Below are 25,470 nucleotides of genomic sequence, written 5' to 3' on the forward strand. Positions count from 1 at the left end.
GTTGTGCCTTGTGGTGCGCGGTATGCAACGTACGGCGTGCGACGTACCGAGTACGCTGGCCGCGTGACCATGCACAAGACCGTCGATGTGAGTGTCGACGCCATGCTTGAGGACCTGAGGACACTCGTCGAGATCGAGTCTCCGTCGCGCGACATCGACGCCCTGACGGCATCGGCGAACGCAGTCGCCGCATTCATCGAGGACCGCCTCGGCGGCCGGGCCCGCCTCGTGGCGAGCGAGGCCGGTCCCCACATCCACTGGTCGGGTGGCGGCGACCCCAAGGTGCTGATCCTCGGACACCACGACACGGTGTTTCCGCTCGGCACTCTCGCCCGTCGCCCGTTCAAGGTCGAGGGCGGCCACGCGACCGGGCCCGGTGTCTTCGACATGCTGGGCGGCCTGGTGCAGGCCGTTCACGGTGTGGCGTCGCTCGACGACCGGTCCGGTGTCGAGGTCCTGGTGACCGCCGACGAGGAGGTCGGGTCCCACGCCTCGCGTGCGCTCATCGAAGAACGCGCGCTCGCGTGCGGCGCGGTGCTCGTGGCCGAGGGCGCGGCCGACGACGGTGGCCTGAAGACCGGCCGCAAGGGCTGCGGCACGTTCCAGGTGACCATCACGGGCCGCGCTTCGCACGCCGGGCTGGAGCCGGCGGCCGGGGTCAACGCCCTGGTCGAGGCGGCACACCAGGTATTGGACATCGCGGCACTCGGCCGCCCTGACATCGGCACGACGGTGACCCCGACCGTCGCCTCCGCAGGCACCCTGGACAACGTCGTACCGGCGGAGGCCACCATCACCGTCGACGTCCGGGTCGAGTCGGCGGACGAGAAGAACCGCATCGAGACGGCCTTCGCGGCACTGGCTCCGCACCTCCCCGAGGCGAAGATCGCGGTACAGGGGTCCGTCGGCCGTCCTCCGATGCCCGAGTCGGCGTCGGCCGACCTGTTCGCCGTGGCTCAGCGGCTCGTACCCGGCCTGACGGGCAAGGCGGTCGGCGGCGGCAGCGACGGAAACTTCACGGCCGCCCTGGGCGTGCCGACGCTCGACGGCCTGGGTGCGGTCGGTGGCGGTGCACACGCCGACCACGAGTACCTGGTGGTCGCGGCCATGACCGAGCGGGCGCAGCTCATCGCCGGTCTGGTGGACGCGATCGCACACGCCTGACCACCGTCAGCTCCACGGCGCGGGCCCGTCGCCGGCGGACCAGTCGATCAGTTCCGTGCCACTGAAGCAGAGGATGCCGCACTGTTCGGCGTACTCCAGGGCGGGATCGGTGAACGTACTGGTGGTGACGAGCGCCGCGACATCCGCACCGTGGACGGTGTAGCAGGTGCCGCCGAAGCGCTGGAGATCCTGCGAGCCGACCCTGTGGGTCTCGGCGTAGCGCTTGCACTGGATGACCACGGTGCGGCCGTCGGGCGCCCTGCCCACGATGTCCGCACCGAGGTCGTGGGCGCCGCCGACGACCTGGACGTCGAAGCAGCCGTCCCGTTCGCACAGCGCGGCCACCGCGCTCTCGAACTCCTCGGCCCCCATGGCCGCGTAGTCCAACACGCGCCCGGCTTCTTCGGCTTCAGCTCCGAATCCGACTTCGGACTCGTCCACCGTGAGACCCTGTTCGCCCGATGCGCCCGTGTGACGGACGCTCCCTCCGCGAGGACGGAAGCGCAGGACCCCGAAGACCAGCGCCGCGATCAGCAACACCACGACGAGGCTCGCCACAGGATGGCGAGCCGCACCGTCCAGGCCCGTTCTCAGCATCAGGCCGATCCCGACGATGCCGATGGCGATCAGCCCGAAGCAGACGGTGAGCTGGCGCAGGCTGAAGGCAGGGCGGCGGGTGACGGGGCGGGGCCGGCGAATCGGTGTGACCATGAGGCGCTCTCCAGGGCTGGGCGAAGATCGTTTTCTTCAAGTGCCCTGGATCAGCCGAGTTACTGCTGCACTTTCAGTTGCCCGTGGAACGCCCGGTGTTCGGGCTGCCCGCCCTCGTCACCTGCTGTGTCCCCAGGTCGGCGGCCCCGGATCAGCCGTTGGGGCCGCCGTACGGAGTGGGCCGGGCGTCAGGCCACCGGGGCCGGCGCCGGGTAGGTCGGGTACTCCACCCCGGAGACGTGCTGGACGACGCGGATGACCTGGCACGAGTAGCCGAACTCGTTGTCGTACCAGAGGTAGAGGATCGCGTTGTCACCGTCGACCTTGGTGGCACCCGCGTCGACGATCGAGGCGTGGCGCGAGCCGACGAAGTCCATCGAGACGGCGTCGGGGGCCGTGGTGAAGTCGATCTGGCGCTTCAGCGGCGAGTTGAGCGAGACGTCGCGCAGGTAGTCGAGGACCTCGTCGCGGGTGGTCTCGCGGCCCAGGCGCAGGCTGAGGATCGCGATCGAGACGTCCGGGACCGGCACCCGGATCGAGCTGCCCGTGATCGGCGCCTTGAGGTCCGGCAGGGCCTTGGCGACGGCCGAGGCGGCACCGGTCTCGGTGATCACCATGTTCAGCGGCGCGGAGCGGCCGCGGCGGTCGGCCTTGTGGTAGTTGTCCAGCAGGTTCTGGTCGTTGGTGAACGAGTGGACGGTCTCCACGTGCCCGCGCTCCACACCGAACTCGTCGTCCATCGCCTTCAGCGGCGGCACGATCGCGTTGGTGGTGCAGGAGGCGCAGGACAGGACGCGCTCGTCCGGCTTGACGGTGTCGTGGTTGACGCCGTGCACGATGTTGGGCACGTCGCCCTTGCCGGGCGCGGTCAGGACGACCTTGTCGATGCCGGGGCGCAGGTGCTGGGACAGGCCCTCGCGGTCGCGCCACTTGCCGGTGTTGTCGATGAGGATGGCGTCGTTGATGCCGTACGCCGTGTAGTCGATCTCGGAGGGATCGTTGGCGTAGATCACCTTGATGGTGTTGCCGTTGGCGACGATCGCGCCGTTCTCCTCGTCGACCGTGATCGTGCCCTGGAACTGGCCGTGGATCGAGTCGCGGCGCAGCAGCGAGGCGCGCTTGACGAGGTCCTGGTCGCCGCCGCCGCGCACGACGATGGCGCGCAGCCGCAGGCCGTTGCCGGAGCCGGCCTTCTCGATCAGGAGGCGGGCGACCAGGCGGCCGATGCGGCCGAAGCCGTACAGGACGACGTCACGGCCCTCGCCGCGCTCGATCTTGTTGGCGCCGGTGGCCCCGGCGACTGCCTCGGCGGTGAACTGCTCGACGGACAGGCCCCGGTCGTCGGCCTTGTAGGTCTCGGCGAGCCGCGCGAGGTCGATCTGCGAAGGGCCGAGATCGAGCGTGGTGAGAGCCTGCAGGAACGGCATCGTCTCGGTGACCGACAGTTCCACACCCGCGATCTGCCGGGCGAATCGGTGCGTCTTGAGGATGCTGACCACCGACTTGTTCACCAAGGAGCGGCTGTGGAGCAGGACGGTGACGTCCCGCTCCCTCTGCAGCTTCCCGATGATCGGGATCATCGACTCCGCGATCTCCTCGCGAGTCTTCCAGTTGGTGAACGAGTCATCGTTGACAGTCACAGGATTTATCTTTCGAGCTAGGCGGTGCTCATATGGTAACCCGACCCCGATTTGATCATCACGCCGGTCCCGCGCGAGAGGCGGGGTGGCTGGTCATCGCGGCCGCGCGGGAGCCGGGGGGCCACAGGGCGGTGCCGGGGCTGGCGGCCAAGCCCGTCATCGACCTGATGGCGGCAGCTGACGATCTCGCCGTGGTGGCGGCCCGGGAAGCCGGGTACGGCGCACTGGCGGACCTGGGCTACCGGCGGCACCGCAACGGCATGACCGACCGACTGCTGTACGTCCGTGCCGCCGACGGCCGGAGGACACGCATCCTGCCTCCGGCGTCTACTTCTGCCGTGTTCCAGGGGCGAGCGGCTTTTCGAACCAGTGGTGCGCGTAGGGCTCGTCGTTGAAGGCGGGGACCTCGGTGTACCCGCTGGAGCGGTAGAGGCGCGTGGCCGCTTCCAGGGCCTTGTTGGTGTCGAGCCGCACCAGGTCGCTGCCGTGCTGGGCGGCGCGTTCCTCCAGCTCGGACAGGAGGCGCCGGGCCAGGCCGAGCCCTCGGGCGCGGGGAGAGACCCACAGTCGCTTGATCTCGGCCGGCGCTCCGGCGGGCAGCTTCAGCCCCGCGCAGCCCACCGGCTCGCCATGCAGCCGGGCGACGAGGAACAGACCGCGAGGCGGGCGCAGCTCGCCCGGGTCGGGCAGCAGGCTGCCTGCCGGGTCGAAGCCGCCGTCGAAGAGCTCTTGCAGCTCGGTGGCGTAGGACCGCAGGCAGTGTGCGGCGTCCGGGTGGCCGGGGTCGAGCGCTTCCACGGAGACCACCGAGGCGGTCAGCAGCCGCTCGACCTCCGCCATGGCCGAGGTCAGCCGGTCCCGCTGCCGGGCGTCGAGCGGGGCGAGGAGCGATGCGGCGAGCGCGTCGCTGCGGTCGTCGAGGAGGGCGCGTTCCGCCCGCCCGGCCTCGGTCAGCCGTACGGTGCGTACCCGTCGATCGCGGGGGTGGGGCTCGACGGCGATGAGACCGTCGCGCTCCAGCGCACGCAGCAGTCGGCTCACGTAGCCGGAGTCGAGGCCGAGCCGGGCCCGTACGCCGCGGACGTCGTGCGTGCCCTCGTCGTCGATCTCCCAGAGCAGCCGCGCCTGGCCGTAGGGGCGAGCACCGCCCAGATAGTGGTCGTGCAGCACTCCCACCCGCTCGGCGACCGTCCGGTTGAAGCGTCGTACCTGCTCTACTTGTTCCGTCATATTCTCTGACCTTAGTCAGGTAATGGTGACGGGGTAAAAGTCGGTGGCCGGCGCGCGGGGGCCCGCCCTCACCGCCCTGCCCTCTCCTGCGCCCCCTCCTCGGCGTTCGCCAGCCAGAAGAACAGGGGCGGCAGCACCAGTTCGATGACCGTCAATGCCACCTGGAACCAGTGCGGCCATCCGTGCACGGCAAGCGACAGCAGGCGCCCGATCGCGCCCAGCGCAAACACTCCGGCCAGCCATCGCACCGCCGTCGCGGGGATCGGTGACTGCCGTGCCGCCCAGAGCCAGGCGAGCCCGTACCCGGCGAAGATCGCGCCGAAGAAGCGCCCGAGGCTGTCGATCGTCGGGCCGGCCGAGCCCGCGCCCGGGATCGCGGCGTTGCCGAGCAGTACGTGGAAGAGCCCGATCGCCACGCAGGCGTACCCCATCACCAGCGCGAGCCCGCGCAGCGCCTTGCCTCTGGTCATGTTCCGCCCCTTCTTCCGCCGCCGGTCGCGTCTGGTTGACACGTGTCTACTAAGCTACGGCCAACTAGTAGACGCGTGTCAACTAACATGCGGCTGTGTCTTCTCGTCAGCGCCTCAGCCCAGCCGACCGCCGTGCTCAGCTCCTTGCTGTCGCCGCCCAGCTCTTCGCCGCGCAGCCGTACGACGAAGTGCTGATGGAGGAGGTCGCCGAGCGCGCCGGTGTCTCCCGCGCGCTGCTCTACCGCCACTTCTCTAGCAAGCGGGACCTTTTCGCCGCGCTCTACCAGCAGGTGGCCGAGCAGCTGCTCGCCAAGACCCGGCTCGACCCGGCCGACTCCCTGGTCGAGCAGCTCACCGAGGGGCTGGACGCCCATATCGCGTACTTCGCCGAGAACCGCAACACCGTGCTCGCGGCGAACCGGGTACTGGCCGGCGACCGCCTGATCCAGACGATCATCGCCGGCGAACTCGACGCCCTGCGGGAGCGGTTGCTCAGCGCGCTCGCGCTGACCGATGACCACACCCGGGTGGCGGTGTCGGGCGTACTGAAGAGCTGGCTGGTGTTCGTTCAGGTGCTGTGCGTGGACTGGCTCACCGAGGAGACCTGCACCCGCGCCGAACTGCGCGACGTATGCATCGGCGCCGTACTGGGCGCCATCCGCCCTCTCCTGGCCGAGGACCCCGCCCCGGACTGGCCGCACTGACACTCCACTGACGGGGACCATCACTCCACTGACGCGGGCCATGCCGTGCCCGGGACTGCGGTGCCGTATCGGCGGCCTGTCGGCGGGGTCACCGAGCCGTAGGGAATCTGTCGGCGACCACTGCGATGGTCAGGGAGGGCAGATCTTGCTGCCCGTTCCTTCCCATCGCTACCGCCTCTCTGTCGCCTTCCCTTTCCTTCGCACTCCGCAGTCCCGCACACGAGGAGCCGCCACATGTCGTCCGTATCCCGGTCCCAGCAGTGGGACGTCCACCGACTCCCGCGGGCGGAAGAGCGCACCATCCTCGTCACCGGGGGTAACGCGGGCATCGGGTATTTTGTCGCGGAGCAGCTCGCCGGGGCGGGGGCCACGGTCGTCCTCGGCAGCCGGAGCACGGACCGGGCCCGGGCCGCGATGGACTCGATCCGTGCCCGCGTGCCCGGTGCGCGGCTACGCCATCTGCGGTTGGACCTGGCGGAGTTGACGTCCTTGCGCGGCTCCGCCGATGCGCTGGAGCTGGACCGCCTGGACGCGGTGGTGCTCAACGCCGGAGTGGCGCTCGACGACCTGCCGCGGAAGGTCACCGAGGACGGCCACGAGTTCATGTTCGGCATCAACCACCTCGGTCACTTCGCCCTGACCGGATGGCTGGCACCGCTGCTGTCGGCCGCGCCGGCGGGCCGCATCGTGACCGTCGGCAGCTTCGCAGCCAGGTCGGAGCGACTGGACCTGGAGGACCTGCAGTCCACTCGCGACTACCGGCCGAAACGCACCTATGGGCGGTCGAAGCTGGCCCAGATGCACGTCGCGTTCGAGCTCGACCGGCGGCTGCGGGCGGCCGGCAGCACGGTACTGAGCGTGGTGGCCCATCCCGGCGGTGCACTGGACTCCCTGACGCCCTCGCGCCCGCCGGTGCACGAGAGGAGCGTCGGAGACCGGCTGCGCGGCCTGCCCGGCGGCCTGCTGGTCCAAGGCAAGGACGCCGGTGCATGGCCCATGGTGCGTGCCGTCCTCGACCCGGAGGTGAGGGGAGGGCAGCTGTGGGAGCCGAGAGCCTTCGGCCTGCGAGGCCGCCCCCGGCTCGCACCCGTCCAGGGCCACTACACGGACACTGCGGTGGCGGTGCGCCTCTGGGAGGCCAGTCGCGAATTGACCGGATCGGAGCCGCACTTCGCGGCTCAGGAATCCAGCACGGCGGCGACGGCCTCGATCTCCACGAGCTGATCCGTGTAGCCGAGTACGGTGACGCCCATCAACGTACTGGGAACGTCGTGCTCGCCGAACGCGTCCCGCACCACCTCCCACGCCGTCACGAGGTCTTCCTGCCGGTGTGAGGCGACGAGCACGCGCGTGCTGATCACGTCGTCCAGCGCGGCGCCGGAGTCCGCCAGGGCGGTCCGCATGTTCGCCACGGCCTTGGCGGCCTGGCCTGCGTAGTCCCCGACGGCCGCCGTGGAGCCGTCCTCGTTCAGCGGGCACGCTCCGGCGAGGAAGATCAGCCGGGACTCGGCGGGAGCGGTGGCCGCGTAGGCGTACTCGGCGACCTCGGACAGGGCGGCAGAGCGGATCAGCGTCACGGCACGGGGCATGGGCATTCCTTTGTCGTCTTTGGCGGGCCGTCCACGACCCTGCCAAAGACGCGCTCGGCAATCGACACAATTTTCCCCGGGCTGCTTCCGCCGGGGCTCGTACCGGCTGTTACGCCGGGGCCGCCAGCAATGCGCCGTGGTCGGCGAGGTGCCGGTTGCGGCGTGCGGAGGGGCTGAGGCGGAGGCGGTGCGGGTCCCACCACCAGGAGGTGGCACTGATGTCCAGCGGTTCGGCCCGCGCGTCGGTGGGCATCGACGCGAACGTATGGGGCAACGCCGCCGGATCGTGCGGTGTGGTGTAACGGTGGCTGCTGATGCCCCAGTCCAGCGAGGCGCGTATGAAGTGCCCCAGGCTGTCGAGGTACTGCCGCAGCTGCGGGCCGGACTGGGAGGCCAGGGCGGTGCACACGCGCTGGAAATGCACCATCACTCGGTCGCGCTGGGCGATGGCCTCGGTGACGGCCTGGGCGGGGGACAGGCCGTGATGCTGCGTCAGGACTCGCAGCACGTTGAGGTAGTAGCCCCCGGTCTGCCCGGCCTCCTGTACTTCTTTGTGCGCCGAAAGCAGGTCGTTGTCCCAGGTGATGATGAAGGAGGCCATCTGGGCCGCGGCGCGGACCGCGGGGTGCGCCCGCTCCTGGGGCGACAGCTCGTACCCATAGCCCATTTCGAGCAGCGGCAGTACGACGGTGGTGGCGCCGTCGTACAGCCGCATCAGCGTGTAGTCCTCCAGGTCGGGCACGCTGCCGGCCCCACGGTGCCCGGCCTCCCAGGCCACCGACAGGGCGTACTCCCGCAGTGCGTTGACCCACAGCGCGACCTGCCCCGCCGTGCCGTGCTGCGCCACTCGGGACCGCAGGTCCCGCAGTCCCGCGGCCAGCGGATCATCGGTCAGCAGATCGGCTTCCGGGTTCTCGGCCACCCACAACAGACGTTGCAGGGCGGCGGTGAGTGCGCCCGGTGCCTTGCCGAGCTCCCCCTCCTCGATGACGCCGTCGTCCACCAGGAACAGCCACAGCACGAAGTCGCCCAGGAGTTGCGCCACATCCTCACGACCGGCAGGGAGGATGCGCGCGGCGAAGACCCCGATGTCCTGCTCGGCGAGCCGCTCGCTCAGCCGGGTGCCGGCCCCGAATCGGCGTGCCCAGGCAGCGGTCCGTGCGTCGATGGCCGTGTGGCGAGGGTGGACGGCGGACGGGATCGGGGCGTAGAGCGGGGGTATTTCGGGGGTCGGGGTGCTGGCCGGTGGGTCTATCAGCGGACTCATCTGGCGGGCCCTCCTGAGGCGCTTCGGTCACTCCCCCGGGGTGCTTCGCGGGCACCCAGTGTGATCAACAGACCGCATATTATGCGCCACCGCACATTGATCCAATAGGGGAAAGGTCACGCGTAAGTGCCGCGTAAGCTGGGCAGACCGCCCGGTACGAAAACGGGGTTGACCGGCAGATTTCCCCACAGAAGGGCAGGGCTGAGCGACAGTCCTAGAACTACCGTTCGTTGAGAGGTGCTCTCGACGCAAGTGGCCGATAGGCCAGTTCCTCCTTTTTGCGCCAAGCCGGGGATCGGCTCTCCTGGCCTCCCTCGGCCTCCGCTGGTCTCTGCCGGCCTCTACTGGCCTCGCCAGATGTTGTCGAAGGCGGCTGCTTCGATGGTGCGGCGCTGCCGTACGGCTTCCAGTTCCGTCACCGCCCCGTTGACGGCGGCGAGTACGGTCACGATCGCTTCGTTGTCAAAACTCGGGGAGTCCTCCGCCGGGGCCGGCGCATCGTGGACCCCGGCGGCGGCCGCGAGGGCGGCGAGTACGGGCTCGCCGGACGCCAGGCGATCGGCCGCGTGGCGGCGAGCGGGCGAGTCGGCAGCCAGCTCCGATCGGCGGTGCCGGAAGGGGAGCCAGCGGCGGCGGCCCCGAGCGACGCGCTCCGGCACCCCTGCCGCCCCGGTTCCTCCCGCTCCTCCCGCTCCCTCCGAGCCTCCCGTTCCCTCCGGGCCTCCCGTTCCCTGCGACCCTCCCGGTTCCGCGGTCCCTTCGGGGCTCTCCATGGCCAGCTCGGCCAGGGCGGCCATATAGGCCGCTGACAGGCCACGGCCCCGGCGCCACAGCCAGTCGTCGACCGACTCGTAGGGCATCTGGCGAACGAGCAGCGAAGCGGCCTCGTCGAGCTGACGGTCTGCCAGGTGTCCCGCACTGCTCGGCACGATGCGCTCGCCGTCCAGTACGAGCACCTCGGCGGCGAGCAGGTCGATCAACTCGGCCCCCGCGAGGGCGAGCGACAGGTCGCCCGGGTCCACCGGATGGCCGGAAGCCACGTCGAAGGCGACGATCAACAAGTCCCGCGGTGTGGTCATGAACGGCTCCGTGTAAGAGGCGCGGCACCGGCGGCGACACGCTGCCGAGTGGCCGAGTGGCCGACGATGAGGATCTGCGCTGATCAGGAGCTTCGCTTACGTGCCGACTGTACTCCGGCGCGAGGGTGTGGCGGGGGAGTAGTGCGCCTCGCGGCGACGGCTCCAAGCCCTGGCGGCCCCAGGTCATGACCTTCTGCCGCCGACCTCCTGCTGTCCGGCGCGCGGGCGGTGGCGCGCGGTGGTCAACTGAACGATGTTGATCATTCGCGGGCGGCAGGGAGAACGGAGCGGTCCATGGCCTGGGTGGTACTCATCGTGTCGGGCGTCCTGGAGACGGTCTGGGCGACAGCCCTTGAGGCGTCCAGGAACTTCTCCCGGCTGTGGCCCTCCCTCCTGTTCATCGGCGCGCTCGCGCTCAGCATGGGCGGACTGTCGTACGCGGTGAATCACATTCCGCTCGGCACTGCTTACGGTGTGTGGGTGGGCATCGGCGCCGTGGGAACCGCCGTCTACGGGATGGTGGCGCTCGGCGATCCGGCGACGGCCGCGCGCCTGGTCTGCCTGCTGCTGATCATCGGCGGGGTGGTCGGGCTGAAGCTGCTGCCCTGATCAAGGAGGGCCGCGCCTCTTGCCCGTCCGGCATCCGTCCGGGCGCGGGATGGGCGCCATCCGGAGGCCGTCCGGCCCGCCATCCAGTCGGCCGTCCGGACGAGAAACCCGGATACCCGGACCTGCCTTTGCATGGAAATGCGTAATCGTGCATACTCTTCCCATGTCTAAGGTCCTCACCTCCCTCCCCGCCGGCGAGCGCGTCGGCATCGCCTTCTCGGGCGGCCTCGACACCTCCGTCGCGGTCGCGTGGATGCGCGACAAGGGTGCGATCCCGTGCACCTACACCGCCGACATCGGCCAGTACGACGAGCCCGACATCGCCTCGGTGCCCGGTCGTGCGAAGACCTACGGTGCCGAGATCGCGCGCCTGGTCGACTGCCGCGAGGCGCTGGTCGAGGAGGGCCTGGCGGCGCTCACCTGCGGCGCGTTCCACATCCGCTCGGGCGGGCGTGCTTACTTCAACACCACGCCGCTCGGCCGTGCCGTCACCGGCACTCTCCTGGTCCGGGCGATGCTGGAGGACAACGTCCAGATCTGGGGCGACGGCTCGACCTTCAAGGGCAACGACATCGAGCGGTTCTACCGCTACGGCCTGCTCGCCAACCCGAACCTGCGGATCTACAAGCCGTGGCTGGACGCGAACTTCGTGACCGAGCTCGGCGGCCGCAAGGAGATGTCGGAGTGGCTGCTCGCCCACGACCTGCCGTACCGCGACAGCACGGAGAAGGCGTACTCCACCGACGCCAACATCTGGGGCGCCACCCACGAGGCGAAGACGCTGGAGCACCTGGACACGGGCGTGGAGACCGTTGAGCCCATCATGGGCGTGCGGTTCTGGGACCCCGAGGTCGAGATCGCCACCGAGGACGTCACGATCGGCTTCGAGCAGGGCCGCCCGGTGAGCATCAACGGCAAGGAGTTCGCCTCCGCCGTCGACCTGGTGATGGAGGCCAACGCCATCGGCGGCCGCCACGGCATGGGCATGTCGGACCAGATCGAGAACCGGATCATCGAGGCCAAGAGCCGCGGCATCTACGAGGCGCCCGGCATGGCCCTCCTGCACGTCGCCTATGAGCGCCTGGTCAACGCGATCCACAACGAGGACACCCTCGCCCAGTACCACAACGAGGGCCGGCGTCTCGGCCGCCTGATGTACGAGGGCCGCTGGCTCGACCCGCAGGCGCTGATGGTGCGCGAGTCGCTGCAGCGCTGGGTCGGCGCGGCCATCACCGGTGAGGTGACGCTGCGGCTGCGGCGCGGTGAGGACTACTCGATCCTGGACACCACGGGCCCGGCGTTCAGCTACCACCCGGACAAGCTGTCCATGGAGCGCACCGAGGACTCGGCCTTCGGCCCGGTGGACCGGATCGGCCAGCTCACGATGCGCAACCTCGACATCGCCGACTCGCGCGCCAAGCTGGAGCAGTACGCGGGTATCGGCCTGATCGGCACCGGCAGCCCTGCCATCGGCGCTGCTCAGGCGGCCGCGACCGGGCTGATCGGCACCATGCCGGAGGGCGGCGCAGAGGCGATCGCCTCCCGCGGCGAGGTCTCCGGTGAAGACGAGGCGCTGGACCGCGCCGCGATGGAGTTCGGCACGGACTGACCATCGCTCTCGGCGAGGTGCCAACGTTCTCCGCGAGGGCTTGGGGCGCTCGCGGCGAACGAGACATCGGAAGGCCGGCCCGACGTCGAGGACGTCGGGCCGGCCTTCCGATGTCAGGGACCCGGTCTTTCCGATGCCCACCGTAGCGATGAGGTACAGTCGCAGAGTCCTGTTGTCTCCGATAGAGGTGGACGTTGCGCATCTGAGGTTCGCGATCATCACGCGGTACGGCATCGGCCGTACGCCCGTCACGTCGTATCCGGCATTCCGCCGTCCGTGACCTCGCGTGCATGCGACCTCGGTGCCTGAGCTGTCCCTCGCCCTTCGGAGAGCTGCACCCCCTTTTTCCGCCGGTTCGGTCGCCGCGTGGTGCTCGCACACGTAGTCCCCATCCACCGCGTACGACTGCGAGAACACCATGTCAGGACCGACGCCCCACGCCTCTGTGACCTGCTCCGCCCTGTCCTTCCAGTGGCCGGACGGCACCACCGTCTTCGACGGGCTCTCCTTCACCGTCGGCAAGGGCCGCACGGGCCTCGTCGGTGCCAACGGCACCGGCAAGTCCACACTCCTCCGCCTGCTGGCCGGCGACCTGAAACCCGCCCGGGGAGCGGTGACCGTCGGCGGCCGCCTTGCCCACCTCCCGCAGAACATCACCCTGGACACCTCGCTCCGCGTCGACCAGGCGCTGGGCATCGCCGAACGGCGCACCGCCCTGCGCGCCATCGAGGCGGGAGAGGTGGCCGAGGAACACTTCGAAACGCTCGGAGACGACTGGGACGTCGAAGAGCGAGCCCTGGCCACACTGGGCTCCCTGGGGCTCGGCAACCTCGGCCTCGACCGCACCGTGGGAGAGATGTCCGGCGGCGAGACCGTACTGCTGCGCCTGGCCGCGCTGTTGCTGGAACGCCCCGACGTCCTGCTGCTCGACGAACCGACCAACAACCTCGACCTGTTCGCGCGCCGCCGTCTGTACGAGGCGGTGGACTCCTGGCGTTCCGGCACCCTAGTCGTCGTCAGCCACGACCGTGACCTGCTGGAACGGGTGGACCGTACCGCCGAGCTGCGGCCGGGGTCGGTGAGTTGGTACGGGGGCGGATGGTCCGCGTACCAGGAGGCACTGACCACACAACAGGAGGCGGCAGGCCGCACGCTGCGGGCGGCCGAGGCCGATGTACGCCGACAGCAGCGCGAACTGGAAGAGACCCGCATCAAGGTGGCCCGCCGGCAGCGGCAGAGCAAGAAGCTGGACGCCCAGCGGCGCGCCCCGAGGATCGTCGCCGGCGAACGCAAGCGGTCGGCGCAGGAGTCCGGCGACAAGCTGCGTGGCCTGCACGAAGAACGCCTTCAGGAAGCGCGCGAGCGCCGCGAGGCGGCCGCGGACGCGATCCGTGACGATGCCGAGATCCGGGTGAGCCTGCCCCACACCGCGGTACCGGCCGGCCGCACCGTCCTGAGCCTGCACGAACTGCAACCGTCCTTCGGCAGGCTGCGCTCCGCCACCCTCGATGTGCAGGGGCCCGAGCGTGTCGCACTGGTCGGCCGCAACGGAGCAGGAAAGACAACACTCCTGCGCACCCTCACCGGTGAGCTCGCCCCACGGTCCGGTACGGCCACGGCACACGTGCCACTGCGGTTCCTGCCGCAGCGCCTGGACGTGCTGGACGACGAGTTGAGCGTCGCCGGGAACGTGGCCAGGACCGCTCCGGGCGTCACCGACAACCACATCCGCTCGCAGCTCGCCCGCTTCCTGTTCAAGGGGGCGCGTGCCGAACAGCAGGCGGGGACCCTGTCGGGCGGCGAGCGCTTCCGGGCGGCCCTGGCGGCGACCATGCTCGCCGCACCTGCTCCGCAGCTTCTCCTGCTCGACGAGCCGACCAACAACCTCGATGTGGCGAGCGTACGACAGCTGACCAGCGCCCTTGAGTCATTCGAGGGTGCCCTGGTGATCGCCAGCCACGATCTGCCGTTCCTGGAGGCGGCCGGCATCACCCGCTGGCTGCTGGTAGACGAGGAGCTGCGGGAGACCAGCGAGGACGAGGTACGAGCCGCTCTGGAATCGCCGCAGACCGACTGAGTCCGTACCTGAGTCCGTACCGATTTCCTCGGTTCGAGAAGACGCACGAGAACACGCACGAATAGACGCACGAGAAGACACGCAAGAAGACACAGGAGATACGTACATGAGCAACACACCGTCGTCCGTGCGGAGCGAGGGGAGCGCACCGGCAGAGCTCCGCCCGGTGCGCTTCGCTCCCGAACTGGCCACCGTACTGAGCGGCATGGACGACTTGCGGGACGCGTTCCCGTCGGACCCCGCCATGGTTCCCGAGTGGCGGAAGCGGCTGGCCGGCATGGTCCCGGACCCCACCCTGGACGAGCTGCGTGCCGACGGAGCCTTCGAGGTGTACGAGAGGAGTGTGCCCGGTCCCGTCGGGGCGCCGGAGGTCTCGCTCCTCGTCGCCCGTCCAGTCGGCCTGGCGGCGGACGCACCGGTGGTCTATCACGTGCACGGCGGTGGGATGATCAGCGGCAGCAACCGTGCCGGCCTGGACGTGATCCTGCGTGAATGGGCGGAGCCGCTGGGGCTCGTCGTCGTTTCCGTCGCATACCGCCTCGCGCCCGAACACCCCTACCCGTCAGGCGTCGAGGACTGTTACGCCGGCCTGCGGTGGGTCGCCGAGAATGCCACGCACCTCGGTGGCGATCCGGCGCGCATCGTCGTCGCCGGCGGCAGCGCGGGTGGCGGCCTCACCGCCGCGCTGGCCCTGATGACACGCGACCGCAACGGCCCCCGCATCCTCGGCCAACTGGCGATGTGTCCCATGCTCGACGACCGCAACGACACGGCATCCGCCCGGCAGATGGCGGGACATGGGCTGTGGGACCGTCATGACAACGGCGTCGGATGGGCTTCGCTGCTGGGTAAGGCGTGCGGTACCGCGGACGTACCGGCGTACGCGGCACCCGCCCGGGCCACGGACCTGTCGGGGCTGGCGCCCGCGTACATCGACGCGGGCGCGGCCGAGACCTTCCGCGACGAGGCCGTCACGTACGCCACCCGCATCTGGCAGGCGGGCGGGGATGCCGAACTGCACATCTGGCCGGGCGGCTTCCACGGCTTCGACCAGCTGGCCCCCGAGGCCGCCGTCTCCCGCGACGCCCGCCAGGCCCGCGTCCGCTGGCTGCGCCGCATCCTGAACGGATGACATCGGGTGGTGGGGGAGACTCAGGCCGCCATCCACGGCACACGACACACGTGGGGCGTCATACCCACTGGACACAGGGATCTGATCACGGTCTTGCGGATCGCTCGCCAGGTGCGCAGGGAACACACCAAACGGACGCTCAGCTCGACCGGTTCCCGCGCGCCACTGTCCTGACCGGGGTGTTCCCAGCCCCACTGCTCCGCCAGAAAGTCGTAGGCGTCAGCGGTCGCCAGCCCGCTCCCCAAGACCGTTCGCGCGACGGGTACTTCGACGACCCGAGCGCTCCGGGCGGCCACAGCCTCGTCGACGAGCCCCCTGACCCACGCCAACCCTTCCCCGTCCGCGTACAAACCGAATCTCAGGGTCCGCGTCCTCATCACATCGCCTTCCGCACCGCCCGCTGCCCACTGCGCCACACGATAGTGGGGTCCGGCACGCTCGACATGCGGACTCCTGATCCCTGATCCCTTTGGGAGAAGAGCCGTAGCGGGCGCGGCCACTGCGGTGGCCGCGCCCGTCAGGAACCGCGTACTGTCACCAATCCGCGTACCGCTTCGCTGCCGCGAGAGTGAGGTGCCGCGATGGCCGAGTCCACGGGTGAGTCCGCAAGCGCTCCTTCCTTTCCTCCGCTGCCGGAGTGGCTCATCCCCAGGCCCCACCTGGTGTCCCAGCTCGCCCGTGGTGTGCTCGGCCCCTTGACGGTGGTGGTGGGACCGCCGGGCGCCGGCAAGACCGCGCTGGTCACCGAGTGGGCGCACACCTCGGCCCTGCCCGGGCCAGTGGTGTGGGTCACCTGCGATGGCGGGAAGGAAGTGCCCGGAGTCTTCTGGCCGCGCCTGGTCGGCAGGCTGCGGGAGGTCGGGGTGGGCCTGGCGTACGCAGGCGGGGACGCCACCGCATCGCGCGCCGGCACCGCCGACGGGCGCCCCTCGGCTGCCCAGGTGGCGGAGGACCTGGCACGGCGCACCGAGCCCGTGGTGATCGTGCTGGACGACTTCGAGCCGGCGCCGGGCTCGGCGCCGGCGGAAGACGTGACACTCCTGCTCAGGCACGCGTTCCCCTTGGTGCGGCTGATCGTGGTCGCACGCAGGGACCCGCCGCTGCACCTCCACCGACGTCGCCTCGCCGGGGAACTGACCGAACTACGCACCGGCGACTTGGCGTTCACCGAGAAGGAGACCGTGACGCTGCTCGCTCAGCACGATGTCACCCTCACCTGTTCGGCGGTGCGGCGCCTCGCCCGGCGTACGGAGGGCTGGGCGGCGGGGCTGCGGTTGGCGGCCATGTCCATGGCCGGACACCGGGACCCGGCAGCTTTCGTGCGGCGCTTCGCCGGCGACGAGGAGGCGGTCGTCAGCTATCTGGCCGAGGAAGTGCTCGATGTCCAGCCCGCCCCCATGCGTCATCTGTTGCTGGTCACGAGCATTCTGGACCGGGTGAACGCGGAGCTGGCGGCCGCCGTCGCCGGAGCGGACGCCGACGGCCGGTTCGCCGTGCTGGTACGCCAGAACTCCTTCCTGCATCCGCTGGGGGAGGGGTGGTACCGGTACCACCGGATGTTCCGCGATGTGCTCCTGCTGCGGCTGCGATACGAAGCTCCGGAGCGGGTCGCGCGGCTGCACCGACGGGCCGCCGGCTGGCTGGGTGAGCATGACCTGCTGCCCGAGGCGCTGGGACATGCCCTGGCCGCCGGTGATCCGGCGTATGTTGCCCAGGTGGCGGTCGAGCGGCTGGCGGTCGGGCGGATCCTCGGGTTCACCGGCGAGGCACTGCCCGAGGGCCTGATCCGAGGCCTCTCGCAGAGCGCGGCCACGGAAATGGCCACGGTCACCGCCACGGACTCGGACAGGGCGCGAGGCTGTGAAGTGTTGTTGCTGGCGGCTGCGGTGGCGCTCGCACAGAGGGATGTTGAGGGTTGTTACGAAGCCCTGCGGAAGGCCGACGCGCTGATTGCGGAGCTGCCCCACGGAGCCGAGAAGGCGGTACCCCTCACCACTCGTCTGACGCGAAGCGTGATCCGTATGGCGGCCGGGGCGGCCACAGCGGCCATGGTGGCGGACTGCCCCGTCGAGCCCTCGTGGGCGCTGGCCGCGGCGTCCGAGGCCGAGGAGTTGTGTGCCGGGCTTCCGGGAGACATCATCGAGCGCCGGCCGGAACTGCGGGCCTTCACACACTTCGTACGTGGCGGCGCCGAACTGCGCTGCGGCCGGCTGAAGCGGGCGGAGCAGGAACTGCTCGCGGCGTTGAAGGGCATTGGCCCGCACGAAAACAGTCCGCTGCGACGCGACTGCCTCATCGACCTCGCCCTGCTCGCGACGCTCCGCGGACGGACGCGGTCCGCCGCCGAGCTGGCCGCGAGCGCGCAACGCCCAGAGGTGCGGGGGTGGGCTCCGGCGGACCGTTCCCGGGCCGCACTCCACGTGGTCCATGCCTGGTCCCACCTCGCGCGCGGCGAACCCGCTGCGGCCCGGCACGAACTCGACCGCGTCGACGCGGCGTTGTGCATACCGCCGTACGATCCTCCGGTCGTCGCCCTGCGCCGCATAGCGGTCGAGACGGCGGACATCTGCGAGTACGGCGCCGCTCCCACGGCAGAGGCGGTGCGAGACCTCTGCGCGGCGGTGTCGGGCCCGTGGTCCACCGAGGGGCTGGAGCGCGCGGTACGGCTGGCGTGCACCGCCGCGCACGGGCTGCCGAGGCCGGCGGGTACTCCCTGCCACGCGCCCGGCGCGGTCGAGCCGGGCGGGGTCCCGCCGGAGTCCGCCGGGAGCCGGGGCGCGGCGAAGCGCCAAGTGCTCAGTGGGCGGGAGCGCGACGTGCTGGAACACCTCGCGCGGACCATGACCACCGAGGAGATCGCCGCCGAGATGTACCTGTCGGTCAACACGGTCAAGACGCACCTCAAGAGCGTGTACCGGAAGCTGGACGTGACCCGGCGCTCGGCAGCGGTCCGACGCGCCCGCGAGTGGGAACTGCTGTGAGGGTGCCGGGGCACCGGGGCAGCCGGACACCACTGGCGGGCCGGACGCCACCGGTGGGGCGGGTACCACCGGTGGATGTCCGGCCACACCAGTCGATGTTCACCCGCCCCCCGAGGCCGCCCCCGGTTCCTCGGTCGGCGGTAGGCGGCGTACTTCCATGAGTTCGAGGCCCAGCGCCTGGATCCGGTCGAGGATGCCGTAGAGCGCGGCCTGGTCGAGGCGCGTACCGCGCAGCACCGTCTCAGCAGGGTGCCGGGTGACCGTCAGGTCGCCGAACGCTTCCCTGAAGGCCTCGCCGACCGTCCCGCGAACGCGGATCTCGAACCCGGCGCCGCCCCGCGGCCCTTCCGCCTGCTCGGTCCCGCCCATGGCATCACCTCCACCGCGGCCATGCCGTGTTGTGCCGTGCCGTGCTGTGTCGCCCATTCTTGCGGTCCGCGATCCGGCGGACGCATCACCTCACGTGGGTGAGGCCGCCACGCCCACGGCGGCAGCGGAAGCCGCCCCGCTCATCGGCCGGCGGGAGGCGATTGTGCGTCGTCATCGCCCGTCGGCACCGGAAGGCCGAGCCGCTGTCCGACCGACCGTTCATGGGTCACCAGATAACCGATGGCGATGCCTGCCACCACCGTGGTGCAGAAGAGAATCAGCCAGGACAGGAGGGTGAAGACCGACCCGAGCAGTCCGAACTGGTCCACGCTTCGCCGCAGCGTACCTGGCATCCACAAGCTCGATGTGGCGGCGAACATCGACGTTCCCGCGCCGGTGAGCAGCGCACCGGGAAACAGCGGCAGCCAGCCGACGCGGCCCGCCAGCAGGAGATGCTGGGTCCACCACCACAACCCCGTCGCCGCGGCGACTTGAAGGGGGAAGCCCAGCCACACACCGGTACCGAGCCCATTGCGCAGCACACCCTGGAACACCAGGGCGGCGCTCCACACGAGCAACCACAGGAACCACCGCCACACCGCGGTACGCGCGGGCGTGTGCGGCAGGTGCCAAGCGCGCTCGCACAGTCGCTGAAGTACCCGACTGAGCGCGGTGGCGGAGACCAGCGTCAGCAGCGCTCCCAGCACTCCCCACACACCCGAGCCGCGCTCGCTGCCCGCATAGACCTGCTCGACCTGCCCCAGCACGACACCCTCGATGCCGAGTACGTCACGCAGCGACGTTCGTAGCTGCTCCCGCACCTCTGGCGGGCAGTAGGCCGCGATGACGAAGAGCATGGGCAGTGCGGTCAGGAACACCTGTGCCGCGAGCCGGGTCGACAGATCGAGGACACTGACGCTCCTCAACTGCTCGGCGAGACGGTGACCGAGACGGCGTACGCGGGGCAACCAGCGTCGTACGACCGGCGCCGCACGGGAGACCAAAGTCCGAGAGGCCAAAGTCCGAGAAGCCAGAGCTCGCGAGACCGCAGACACAACAGCCATCTCCGCCGCCCCCTACGCCCGCCCGGGTCCCTGAGCCTGTGCGGTCTCCGCCCTCCATTCAGCCGCCGTCCCCGTCGGTCCGGCATCCCCCGCAGCGGGTGAATGGGCGGCAGCAACCAACTACCAGCAACAAGCGGAAAGTGGCAAGCGGCAAGGGGCAATCGGTCAGGCGTCAGGGACCGGGACCGGACGGACCGCGAGCAGGGCGATGTCGTCGGCACTGTCGGCGCTGAGGCCGATGAGCAGCTCGTCGCAGAAGACATCGAGTGGTTCGCGGGCCAACGGGGCAGTGTGCCGGCGGAGCCTGGCCATGGAGACGTCCAGCGACTCGTCGCGGCGTTCGATGAGACCGTCGGTGTACAGCAGCACGGTCGAGTGGGGAGGGAGCGGATCCTCGGCGCCGGGACGGGGCATGTCGGGGTCCATGCCGAGCAGCAGCCCCATGCCTCCCTCAAGGTAGGACGTGTCGCCTTCTCTGGTGGTGAGCAGCGGTGGCAGATGGCCGGCCGAGGAGTGTCTGAGCGTCCACGGCCCGCTCTCGGGACCCTCGACGAGGCCGTAGACGCAGGTGGCGGTCGCTTCCTGGTACAGGCTGTGATTCGCCAGGTCCAGGCGGCGCAGCACTTCCTGCGGCGGCTCCTGCCGGTCGACGGCGATGCCGCGGAGCATGCTGCGCAGCTGACTCATGGCGACGGCCGCCTCCAGGTCGTGCCCGGAGACATCACCGATGACGACAGCGGTCTGTCCGTTGGGAACGACGAAGCTGTCGTACCAGTCGCCGCCGACCTGCGCGGCGGTGGAGGAGGGGGCGTAGCGGGCCGCCATCTCCAGGTGCGGGAGGTCCGGCAGGACGGGCAGCAGGGAGCGCTGGAGGCGCTGGGCGATCTGCCGGGACTCCTGGTAGAGGCGGGCGTGTTCCACGCCCAGAGCGAGGTTGCGGACCAGGGCGTCGACCTGGGGCAGGTCCGCTTCGGTGAACGGCTGCTCCTCGCCGGTACGCGCCAGTGTGAGAGCGCCGAAGACCGCGCCGCGCGCCCGCAGCGGTGCGACGACGGCGCTTCGCGCGCGCATTCGCTCGAACAACTCGACGTAGTGGGTGTCCAGGAGAGTGCCGCTCCGGTGCGGCGGCGGGGTCTCGCTGAGCAGCAGCGGCCCTGCTCCGCGCAGCACCCGGCCCAGCGGGCCCCGAGCGCTTTCGGACAGTGCGGGAAGCCGGCCCGTACTCACTTGGGTGGGCAGTGACTCGGGCCCGCGGTGGGTGACGCACACGCGCTCCAGCTGGCCGGACTCGTCGAGCAGATCCACCACGCACCAGCCGGCCAGTCGCCGGCTGAGGATCGCGCACACGCGTTGCAGTCCCTCTTTGAGGTCAGTGGTGCCGCTCAGTGCGTCTCTGATGTCGGCCAGGAGCAGGAGCTGCCGCTCCAGCGCCGAACCGGCGGCCTCGTTGTCACTCCGCTCCGAGACACGCTCCGGTGTGTCCGGCAGCGCAGGCGCCTCCGGCGCACCCGACCCCTTCGGCCCGCCCTGCCCCGGCTGCCCGACCTGCTCCCGCTCCATCAGTTCGTGCTGCTGACGCGTCCCGCTCGGGGCCTGCGCGGCTTCGTTGCGGTCCTCCTCGGGGAGGTGCGGCGAAGGGGGCGGGAGAACCGTCCGCGGCGTGAGCTGGGCGACGAACACGGGGCGGCCGTCGGCCGTCTCCTGCGTCTGGATGAACAGGCGCACGGGGACCAGCCGGCCGTCCCGGTGCAGTGCGGGCAGCGGTACCGAGCGCCCCAGGATGCGGGGCCGACCGGTGAGCAGGAGGGAGGTGAACGCCGCCACGTGGCGCTTCCGCAGGTGTTCCGGGATGAGGTCGGTGAGCCGTCGGCCGATGAGGTCGTCGGCCTGCCAGCCGAGCATGTCCGCCGCGGGGCCGTTCGCGGCGATGATCCGGTTGTCGTCGTCGGCGGCGATGGTCGGAGTGCTGCCGGCCGTCGCATGACCGGCGTCCCAGGGCGCCGGCTCCAACGGGCTGGCGCTCGGCTCGCGGGGCATCACGGTCCACGCGGTGGGCGCTCCGCCGGCGAGCTGACCGGCCAGCTCATCGAGCAGCCAGTGGCTCAGCGCACGGTTCTGGGGGAGTGCCGGCAGGGTGAGGAGACGCTCGTCGCGGGCCGCCTCCTCGGCCGTGTCGAGTACCCGGCGCAAGGTGTGTACGGCAGGCCCGGCATCGGCCGGAAAGGGCAGCCGAAGGGTGTGGAAGTTCGGGGCCGAGGGCTGCTGTTCCCATTCGGCCGCCACACAGGCGCTGATCACATTGTTCGTGTCGTGCGCGGTGACGAGGTCCTTGGGGCGCACACCGAAGCTGTTTCCGGCGGCCGCGGCAAGTGTGAGTTCGCGCAGCAATGAGCGGCAGTGCTGCTGGGACGCGACGTACAGCGCGCCCGGCAGGTCGACGAGTGCCACGGTACGGGTGGGGGCGGAAGCAGCCGGTACCGCGGTCCGCCACCCGGGGGGCGGTGGCTGCCCTCCGCCGAGCCACAGCTCGCACCACACCGTCTTGGAGCCCTCGCCGGTATCGACGCCGTACCGGGACGCGAGCTGCTCGGCCATCTTCAGGCCCCGACCAGAAGTGGCATGCGGGAAGTGGCCCTGGGGCACCAGCTGCCGGCGCGGCCGAAGGTCGCTGACCTCCGTACGCACGGTGTGGCCGAGGAGCCGGACCGATACCTCGACCGTGGTGGCCGCATGCAGTACGGCGTTGGTCACCAGCTCACTGACCAGCAGGGTGGCGCTCTCCGCCACCTCGGAGGCAACGCCTTCCAGCGCGCTCCGAACGAACCGCCGAGCCGACGCCACGCTCTCCGGCCGTGGTGGAAATGTATGCGAGAGCACCGACCTCGGCAGGCTGCTGTGACCCATGAGGGCAGTGTGCTTCACACGGCTGCCGCGGGGCTCCGTCCTCCGGGAGTGTCCGGCCGGCCCACTCCCGGAGATCCGCCACCTGGCGGAGGGGCCCCACCGATGTCCCGCCGATGTCCCACCGGTGCCGCTGGCAGGCGATCGGGCGCGACGACTCAGCCGGTGTCCGTCCCGGAGCGCCGTGCCAGCTCCGCCAGGACCGTCATCGCCCGCTCGGCGTGCTCGTACGGCACGAAGAGGTGGTCGTGGTGAAATCCGGCGATGACGTTGCAGCTCAGGCCGGCGTCGGCGAGCTCTCGCGAGACCGCGGCGGTCAGCCCGACCGCTTCCAGCGCGGAGTGCACACGCAAGGTGATCCAGCCGGCCACGTACTCGTACGCGAGCACCGCCGCGTCGGCTTCCTCCCGTCGCACCACGAGGGTCAGGCCCTCGTCCTCGGCGACGGTGGCCACGGGGGAGACGCCGGAAGGCACCCCGCCCTCGACCGTGGTGAACACGTAGCAGCCCGCGTTCAGCTCCGGACGCATCCCGCTCAACAACGTTCGCAGATCGCTCTCACCAGCCATGACCCTCACCCTACGGGCTGTGCGCATTCCGACCGTGCGGGGCAGGTGAGTTCTCCGGTTGCTGTGCGGCAGGCCCTGCCTCCGGCACCGTTTCGGTCAGCGCTGCTTCGACGGGGCACGCGCAGTCGCCCTCGGCGGCACCGTCGGCCAGGCCCGCGAGGGCCGTACGCATCCGTGCGAGGTCGGCGATGCGCGCGTCGAGATCCGCGAGTTTGGCGTCGATGACGGTGTGCAGCTGCGGGGAGGCGACAACGCCCTCCTGAGAGAGCGCCAGAAACGCCGCGACATCTCCCATGCCGAAGCCGAGCCGTTGGGCACGTTGTACGAAGCGGGCGCGGCGGACGTCGTCCGGCGAGAAGCGGCGGTAGCCCGAGTGCGGGTCGCGTGCGGGGGCGAGGAAGCCACGCCGCTCGTAGTAGCGCAGGGTGCTCAACGGCACGCCGGCGGCGCGGGCGGCTTCGGCAGGCGTCATCGTCGTCGTCATCGGGACACAGTCTCCCGGACGTGGAGCGTACGTGTGCTCCGCTGCCTTGCCCGTATCAGCTGCCGTCCCTGGGCGAGCAGGAAGCCGATCTCGACGGCGAGAAAAACGGCGAGCACGGTGCTCGCGCCGTTGACCATCGCCACCGTCATCAGGAAGGCGAAGGCCATGCGGCCGGCGGTGTCGGCGGCCGTGGTCACGGCGTCGCCGCGCACCAGACGGACCACCGCCCACATCGTCACCAGTACGCCGAAGAACGTGACGAACAGCAGGTGTTCCGGCCCGAAGCCGCCGGGCGCGGGACCGGGCAGGCCAAGGGCGGTGTGTACGGAACGTAGCCCGTCGATGGCGAGCCGGGCGGTCCAGGGAGTGGCGAAGACCGGTGCGACGGCGAGGTCGTAGAGGGCGCCGATCCGGGCGGGGCCGGTCCACGGGCGGTGGTTCGGGTGCGTCATGCGGGCAACGCTGCACCTTGCACCGCGGTGCGAGGTCAAGCCGGCGTACTGCCCGCCACGCGGCCCGGCCGTCGCGCGGGCCGGGCGCAGTGCAGCGCGAAGAGGATCGTGGCGGCCTCGGCGGGGCGCGTGGGGTGGTAGCCGGTGAGCTCGGTGAAGCGCGTCAGCCGGTTCAGCACGGTGTTGCGGTGGCAGTACAGCTCACGGGCCGCTGCGGTCGCCGAACCGGTGTCGCAGTAGGTGGTGACGGCTTCCAGGAGCCGCTCGCGTTCGTGTGCGGGCAGCGGTTCCAGACCGGCCAGAACGGAGTCGGCCAGTACGGCCGCGGTCGGGCCCAGCCGGGCGACGGCCACGGGCATCCAGGCGTCCGCGAGGGTCACCGGGCCGGACGCCGCCGGTTCCAGGACGGCGGCTATCGCCTCGGTGACCCGCACCATGTCGGGCACGCGCGCCAGCCCGTGCGCGACCGGCCCGACGGCGCACGGTACGCCCTCCAGCCAGGCGGTCGTGGGCGGCCCGTCGGCGCCGGGCGGGAGCGCGGCGATCAGGACGAACATGCCGTGGTGCTGTTGCAGGTGAGTGCCGCGGTCGGTGGTGTGGGAGGCCATGACCTCGCGCAGTCGCGCCTGCGACTCGGGTGGCGCAACGACGACGGCGAAGTCGCACGCGATGTCCACCTGCAAAAGCGTTGCGGTCTGGGCGAGCAACTGGGGGTCGCGGCCGTCGGACGACAGCAGGCGGCCGATGAGCGTGGCCTTCTCGCGTGCGCGCTCGCGGGCCAGTACGGCGACCTCGTCGAGGTAGGCGGCGTGGGCGTGGACGGTGTGGTACTCCACGGCCTCCCACACCCGTACGGCGCCCTCGGTCAGCTCGGGCATGGCCGGGGCCGGCGTGCGTTCGAGGAAGGCGTTCCACAGCACACGGAAGTCCATCCGGATCGCCTGCAGCAGCCGGTCCAGCGGTACGCCCTGATGGGCGCGGCGGCGGCCCAGCCGTACGGGGGTGAGCAGCAGGTCGTCCGGTACGGGCAGGCCGCCGATGAGGCGGAGCAGCATTTCGTAGCAGGTACGGCCGGTCTCGCGCAGGTCCGTCCGGTCGACGACGTCCTCGTAGTTGTCCAGCCGGGCGACCTCGTCGACGTAGCGCTCGACGAGCGTGTCGAGGTCGTCGAGGCAGTCCCGGGCGAGGGTGCGGAGCACCGGCGGCACGGGCGCGTGCATGCGGTGGTCGGTGGGCCACCCGGATGGATTGTGCATCTGCCCATTATGCGGCGGCGAACCCGAAGCATTCCACCATTGTTCAAGCACGGTTTCACCAGGCATTCTGCTGATCACGCCCGGGATTCGCCGACTGCGGCAGACGTGATCTT

General features: G+C 70.5%; 23 protein-coding genes. 9 read left to right on the forward strand and 14 right to left on the reverse strand.

The window, feature by feature from the left end; genetic code table 11:
• The first annotated feature begins 69 nt into the window (after positions 1-69).
• Positions 70-1,164: a M20 family metallopeptidase gene (locus tag ACZ6WH_RS03725; RefSeq protein WP_469726255.1), complete on the forward strand. Its 1,095-nt coding sequence runs from the start codon at positions 70-72 to the stop codon at positions 1,162-1,164.
• A 6-nt stretch (positions 1,165-1,170) separates the two neighbouring features.
• On the opposite strand, the gene ACZ6WH_RS03730 is transcribed toward ACZ6WH_RS03725, so the two are convergent.
• Together ACZ6WH_RS03730 and ACZ6WH_RS03735 are read right to left on the reverse strand one after the other, a co-directional pair.
• The gene (locus ACZ6WH_RS03730) at positions 1,171-1,875 is read right to left on the reverse strand and encodes a restriction endonuclease (RefSeq protein ID WP_469725706.1); all 705 of its coding nucleotides are present in this window, start codon (positions 1,873-1,875) and stop codon (positions 1,171-1,173) included.
• Between the two features lie 188 nt (positions 1,876-2,063).
• A complete protein-coding gene (locus tag ACZ6WH_RS03735) occupies positions 2,064-3,515 on the reverse strand; it encodes a glyceraldehyde-3-phosphate dehydrogenase (protein WP_432849783.1) in 1,452 nt (483 codons plus the stop codon).
• Positions 3,516-3,547: 32 nt separating this feature from the next.
• Here ACZ6WH_RS03735 and ACZ6WH_RS03740 point away from each other — a divergent pair, with 32 nt between their 5' ends.
• Positions 3,548-3,910 carry a GrpB family protein gene (locus tag ACZ6WH_RS03740; RefSeq protein WP_469725709.1) on the forward strand — a complete coding sequence of 121 codons (363 nt, stop codon included), beginning with the start codon at positions 3,548-3,550 and terminating at the stop codon, positions 3,908-3,910.
• On the opposite strand, the gene ACZ6WH_RS03745 is transcribed toward ACZ6WH_RS03740, so the two are convergent.
• Both ACZ6WH_RS03745 and ACZ6WH_RS03750 read right to left on the reverse strand, forming a co-directional pair.
• Positions 3,843-4,745 (reverse strand): bifunctional helix-turn-helix transcriptional regulator/GNAT family N-acetyltransferase, encoded by a 903-nt coding sequence (locus ACZ6WH_RS03745; protein ID WP_469725710.1) that lies wholly within the window; start codon positions 4,743-4,745, stop codon positions 3,843-3,845. The genes ACZ6WH_RS03740 and ACZ6WH_RS03745 overlap by 68 nt on opposite strands.
• Positions 4,746-4,813: 68 nt before the next feature.
• Positions 4,814-5,215: a DUF4345 domain-containing protein gene (locus ACZ6WH_RS03750; protein ID WP_469725712.1), complete on the reverse strand. Its 402-nt coding sequence runs from the start codon at positions 5,213-5,215 to the stop codon at positions 4,814-4,816.
• 95 nt (positions 5,216-5,310) lie between these two features.
• Here ACZ6WH_RS03750 and ACZ6WH_RS03755 point away from each other — a divergent pair, with 95 nt between their 5' ends.
• Together ACZ6WH_RS03755 and ACZ6WH_RS03760 are read left to right on the forward strand one after the other, a co-directional pair.
• On the forward strand, positions 5,311-5,919 hold the full coding sequence (locus ACZ6WH_RS03755; RefSeq protein ID WP_469725714.1) for a TetR/AcrR family transcriptional regulator: 609 nt from the start codon (positions 5,311-5,313) through the stop codon (positions 5,917-5,919).
• Positions 5,920-6,153: 234 nt separating this feature from the next.
• Positions 6,154-7,143 carry an SDR family NAD(P)-dependent oxidoreductase gene (locus tag ACZ6WH_RS03760; protein WP_469725715.1) on the forward strand — a complete coding sequence of 330 codons (990 nt, stop codon included), beginning with the start codon at positions 6,154-6,156 and terminating at the stop codon, positions 7,141-7,143.
• Here ACZ6WH_RS03760 and ACZ6WH_RS03765 read toward each other — a convergent pair.
• The 3 genes from ACZ6WH_RS03765 to ACZ6WH_RS03775 form a co-directional block, all read right to left on the reverse strand.
• Positions 7,098-7,508 carry a RidA family protein gene (locus ACZ6WH_RS03765; RefSeq protein WP_469725716.1) on the reverse strand — a complete coding sequence of 137 codons (411 nt, stop codon included), beginning with the start codon at positions 7,506-7,508 and terminating at the stop codon, positions 7,098-7,100. The genes ACZ6WH_RS03760 and ACZ6WH_RS03765 overlap by 46 nt on opposite strands.
• A 109-nt stretch (positions 7,509-7,617) precedes the next feature.
• Positions 7,618-8,775, reverse strand: coding sequence for a selina-4(15),7(11)-diene synthase (locus ACZ6WH_RS03770; protein WP_469725717.1), 1,158 nt, complete (start codon positions 8,773-8,775; stop codon positions 7,618-7,620).
• Positions 8,776-9,116: 341 nt separating this feature from the next.
• Positions 9,117-9,854, reverse strand: coding sequence for a GPP34 family phosphoprotein (locus ACZ6WH_RS03775; protein WP_469725719.1), 738 nt, complete (start codon positions 9,852-9,854; stop codon positions 9,117-9,119).
• Between the two features lie 294 nt (positions 9,855-10,148).
• On the opposite strand from ACZ6WH_RS03775, the gene ACZ6WH_RS03780 reads away from it, so the two are divergent.
• The 5 genes from ACZ6WH_RS03780 (at position 10,149) to ACZ6WH_RS03800 (ending at position 18,262) form a co-directional block, all read left to right on the forward strand.
• A complete protein-coding gene (locus ACZ6WH_RS03780; RefSeq protein WP_469725720.1) occupies positions 10,149-10,463 on the forward strand; it encodes a DMT family transporter in 315 nt (104 codons plus the stop codon).
• 163 nt (positions 10,464-10,626) lie between these two features.
• Positions 10,627-12,072, forward strand: a complete 1,446-nt coding sequence (gene argG, locus ACZ6WH_RS03785; RefSeq protein WP_469725722.1) for an argininosuccinate synthase — start codon at positions 10,627-10,629, stop codon at positions 12,070-12,072.
• 418 nt (positions 12,073-12,490) lie between these two features.
• Positions 12,491-14,149, forward strand: a complete 1,659-nt coding sequence (locus tag ACZ6WH_RS03790; RefSeq protein ID WP_469725723.1) for an ABC-F family ATP-binding cassette domain-containing protein — start codon at positions 12,491-12,493, stop codon at positions 14,147-14,149.
• Positions 14,150-14,255: 106 nt separating this feature from the next.
• Positions 14,256-15,281 (forward strand): alpha/beta hydrolase, encoded by a 1,026-nt coding sequence (locus ACZ6WH_RS03795; protein WP_469725724.1) that lies wholly within the window; start codon positions 14,256-14,258, stop codon positions 15,279-15,281.
• Between the two features lie 581 nt (positions 15,282-15,862).
• Positions 15,863-18,262: a helix-turn-helix transcriptional regulator gene (locus ACZ6WH_RS03800; RefSeq protein WP_469725726.1), complete on the forward strand. Its 2,400-nt coding sequence runs from the start codon at positions 15,863-15,865 to the stop codon at positions 18,260-18,262.
• A gap of 99 nt (positions 18,263-18,361) precedes the next feature.
• Here the strand turns inward: ACZ6WH_RS03800 and ACZ6WH_RS03805 are convergent, their stop codons facing one another.
• The 7 genes from ACZ6WH_RS03805 to ACZ6WH_RS03835 all read right to left on the reverse strand — a co-directional run bounded on the left by ACZ6WH_RS03805 (position 18,362) and on the right by ACZ6WH_RS03835 (position 25,357).
• The gene (locus tag ACZ6WH_RS03805; RefSeq protein WP_432849764.1) at positions 18,362-18,631 is read right to left on the reverse strand and encodes a hypothetical protein; all 270 of its coding nucleotides are present in this window, start codon (positions 18,629-18,631) and stop codon (positions 18,362-18,364) included.
• Positions 18,632-18,771: 140 nt separating this feature from the next.
• On the reverse strand, positions 18,772-19,488 hold the full coding sequence (locus ACZ6WH_RS03810) for a ribonuclease BN (protein ID WP_469725728.1): 717 nt from the start codon (positions 19,486-19,488) through the stop codon (positions 18,772-18,774).
• A gap of 372 nt (positions 19,489-19,860) precedes the next feature.
• Positions 19,861-22,599 carry a SpoIIE family protein phosphatase gene (locus ACZ6WH_RS03815; RefSeq protein WP_469725730.1) on the reverse strand — a complete coding sequence of 913 codons (2,739 nt, stop codon included), beginning with the start codon at positions 22,597-22,599 and terminating at the stop codon, positions 19,861-19,863.
• Between the two features lie 155 nt (positions 22,600-22,754).
• The gene (locus ACZ6WH_RS03820; protein WP_469725731.1) at positions 22,755-23,165 is read right to left on the reverse strand and encodes an ACT domain-containing protein; all 411 of its coding nucleotides are present in this window, start codon (positions 23,163-23,165) and stop codon (positions 22,755-22,757) included.
• Between the two features lie 10 nt (positions 23,166-23,175).
• On the reverse strand, positions 23,176-23,649 hold the full coding sequence (locus tag ACZ6WH_RS03825) for a MerR family transcriptional regulator (protein WP_469725733.1): 474 nt from the start codon (positions 23,647-23,649) through the stop codon (positions 23,176-23,178).
• The gene (locus ACZ6WH_RS03830) at positions 23,646-24,101 is read right to left on the reverse strand and encodes a hypothetical protein (protein WP_469725734.1); all 456 of its coding nucleotides are present in this window, start codon (positions 24,099-24,101) and stop codon (positions 23,646-23,648) included. Before ACZ6WH_RS03830 ends, ACZ6WH_RS03825 begins: the two co-directional genes overlap by 4 nt.
• 35 nt (positions 24,102-24,136) lie before the next feature.
• Complete coding sequence (locus ACZ6WH_RS03835) at positions 24,137-25,357, reverse strand: PucR family transcriptional regulator (protein WP_469725736.1); 1,221 nt, start codon at positions 25,355-25,357, stop codon at positions 24,137-24,139.
• Between the last annotated feature and the right edge of the window lie 113 nt (positions 25,358-25,470).

The sequence above is a fragment of the Streptomyces sp. NPDC050806 genome (assembly GCF_055586425.1).

Coding starts and splice junctions, on each gene's coding strand:
- ACZ6WH_RS03780 (WP_469725720.1), top strand. CDS start 10,149: ATGGCCTGGGTGGTACTCATCGTGTCGGGCGTCCTGGAGACGGTCTGG.
- ACZ6WH_RS03795 (WP_469725724.1), top strand. CDS start 14,256: ATGAGCAACACACCGTCGTCCGTGCGGAGCGAGGGGAGCGCACCGGCA.
- ACZ6WH_RS03800 (WP_469725726.1), top strand. CDS start 15,863: ATGGCCGAGTCCACGGGTGAGTCCGCAAGCGCTCCTTCCTTTCCTCCG.
- ACZ6WH_RS03790 (WP_469725723.1), top strand. CDS start 12,491: ATGTCAGGACCGACGCCCCACGCCTCTGTGACCTGCTCCGCCCTGTCC.
- ACZ6WH_RS03775 (WP_469725719.1), bottom strand. CDS start 9,854: ATGACCACACCGCGGGACTTGTTGATCGTCGCCTTCGACGTGGCTTCC.
- ACZ6WH_RS03745 (WP_469725710.1), bottom strand. CDS start 4,745: ATGACGGAACAAGTAGAGCAGGTACGACGCTTCAACCGGACGGTCGCC.
- ACZ6WH_RS03765 (WP_469725716.1), bottom strand. CDS start 7,508: ATGCCCCGTGCCGTGACGCTGATCCGCTCTGCCGCCCTGTCCGAGGTC.
- ACZ6WH_RS03830 (WP_469725734.1), bottom strand. CDS start 24,101: ATGACGCACCCGAACCACCGCCCGTGGACCGGCCCCGCCCGGATCGGC.
- ACZ6WH_RS03760 (WP_469725715.1), top strand. CDS start 6,154: ATGTCGTCCGTATCCCGGTCCCAGCAGTGGGACGTCCACCGACTCCCG.
- ACZ6WH_RS03810 (WP_469725728.1), bottom strand. CDS start 19,488: ATGCTCTTCGTCATCGCGGCCTACTGCCCGCCAGAGGTGCGGGAGCAG.
- ACZ6WH_RS03730 (WP_469725706.1), bottom strand. CDS start 1,875: ATGGTCACACCGATTCGCCGGCCCCGCCCCGTCACCCGCCGCCCTGCC.
- ACZ6WH_RS03725 (WP_469726255.1), top strand. CDS start 70: ATGCACAAGACCGTCGATGTGAGTGTCGACGCCATGCTTGAGGACCTG.
- ACZ6WH_RS03750 (WP_469725712.1), bottom strand. CDS start 5,215: ATGACCAGAGGCAAGGCGCTGCGCGGGCTCGCGCTGGTGATGGGGTAC.
- ACZ6WH_RS03815 (WP_469725730.1), bottom strand. CDS start 22,599: ATGGGTCACAGCAGCCTGCCGAGGTCGGTGCTCTCGCATACATTTCCA.
- ACZ6WH_RS03770 (WP_469725717.1), bottom strand. CDS start 8,775: ATGAGTCCGCTGATAGACCCACCGGCCAGCACCCCGACCCCCGAAATA.
- ACZ6WH_RS03820 (WP_469725731.1), bottom strand. CDS start 23,165: ATGGCTGGTGAGAGCGATCTGCGAACGTTGTTGAGCGGGATGCGTCCG.
- ACZ6WH_RS03835 (WP_469725736.1), bottom strand. CDS start 25,357: ATGCACAATCCATCCGGGTGGCCCACCGACCACCGCATGCACGCGCCC.
- ACZ6WH_RS03825 (WP_469725733.1), bottom strand. CDS start 23,649: ATGACGACGACGATGACGCCTGCCGAAGCCGCCCGCGCCGCCGGCGTG.
- ACZ6WH_RS03805 (WP_432849764.1), bottom strand. CDS start 18,631: ATGGGCGGGACCGAGCAGGCGGAAGGGCCGCGGGGCGGCGCCGGGTTC.
- argG (WP_469725722.1), top strand. CDS start 10,627: ATGTCTAAGGTCCTCACCTCCCTCCCCGCCGGCGAGCGCGTCGGCATC.
- ACZ6WH_RS03740 (WP_469725709.1), top strand. CDS start 3,548: ATGGTAACCCGACCCCGATTTGATCATCACGCCGGTCCCGCGCGAGAG.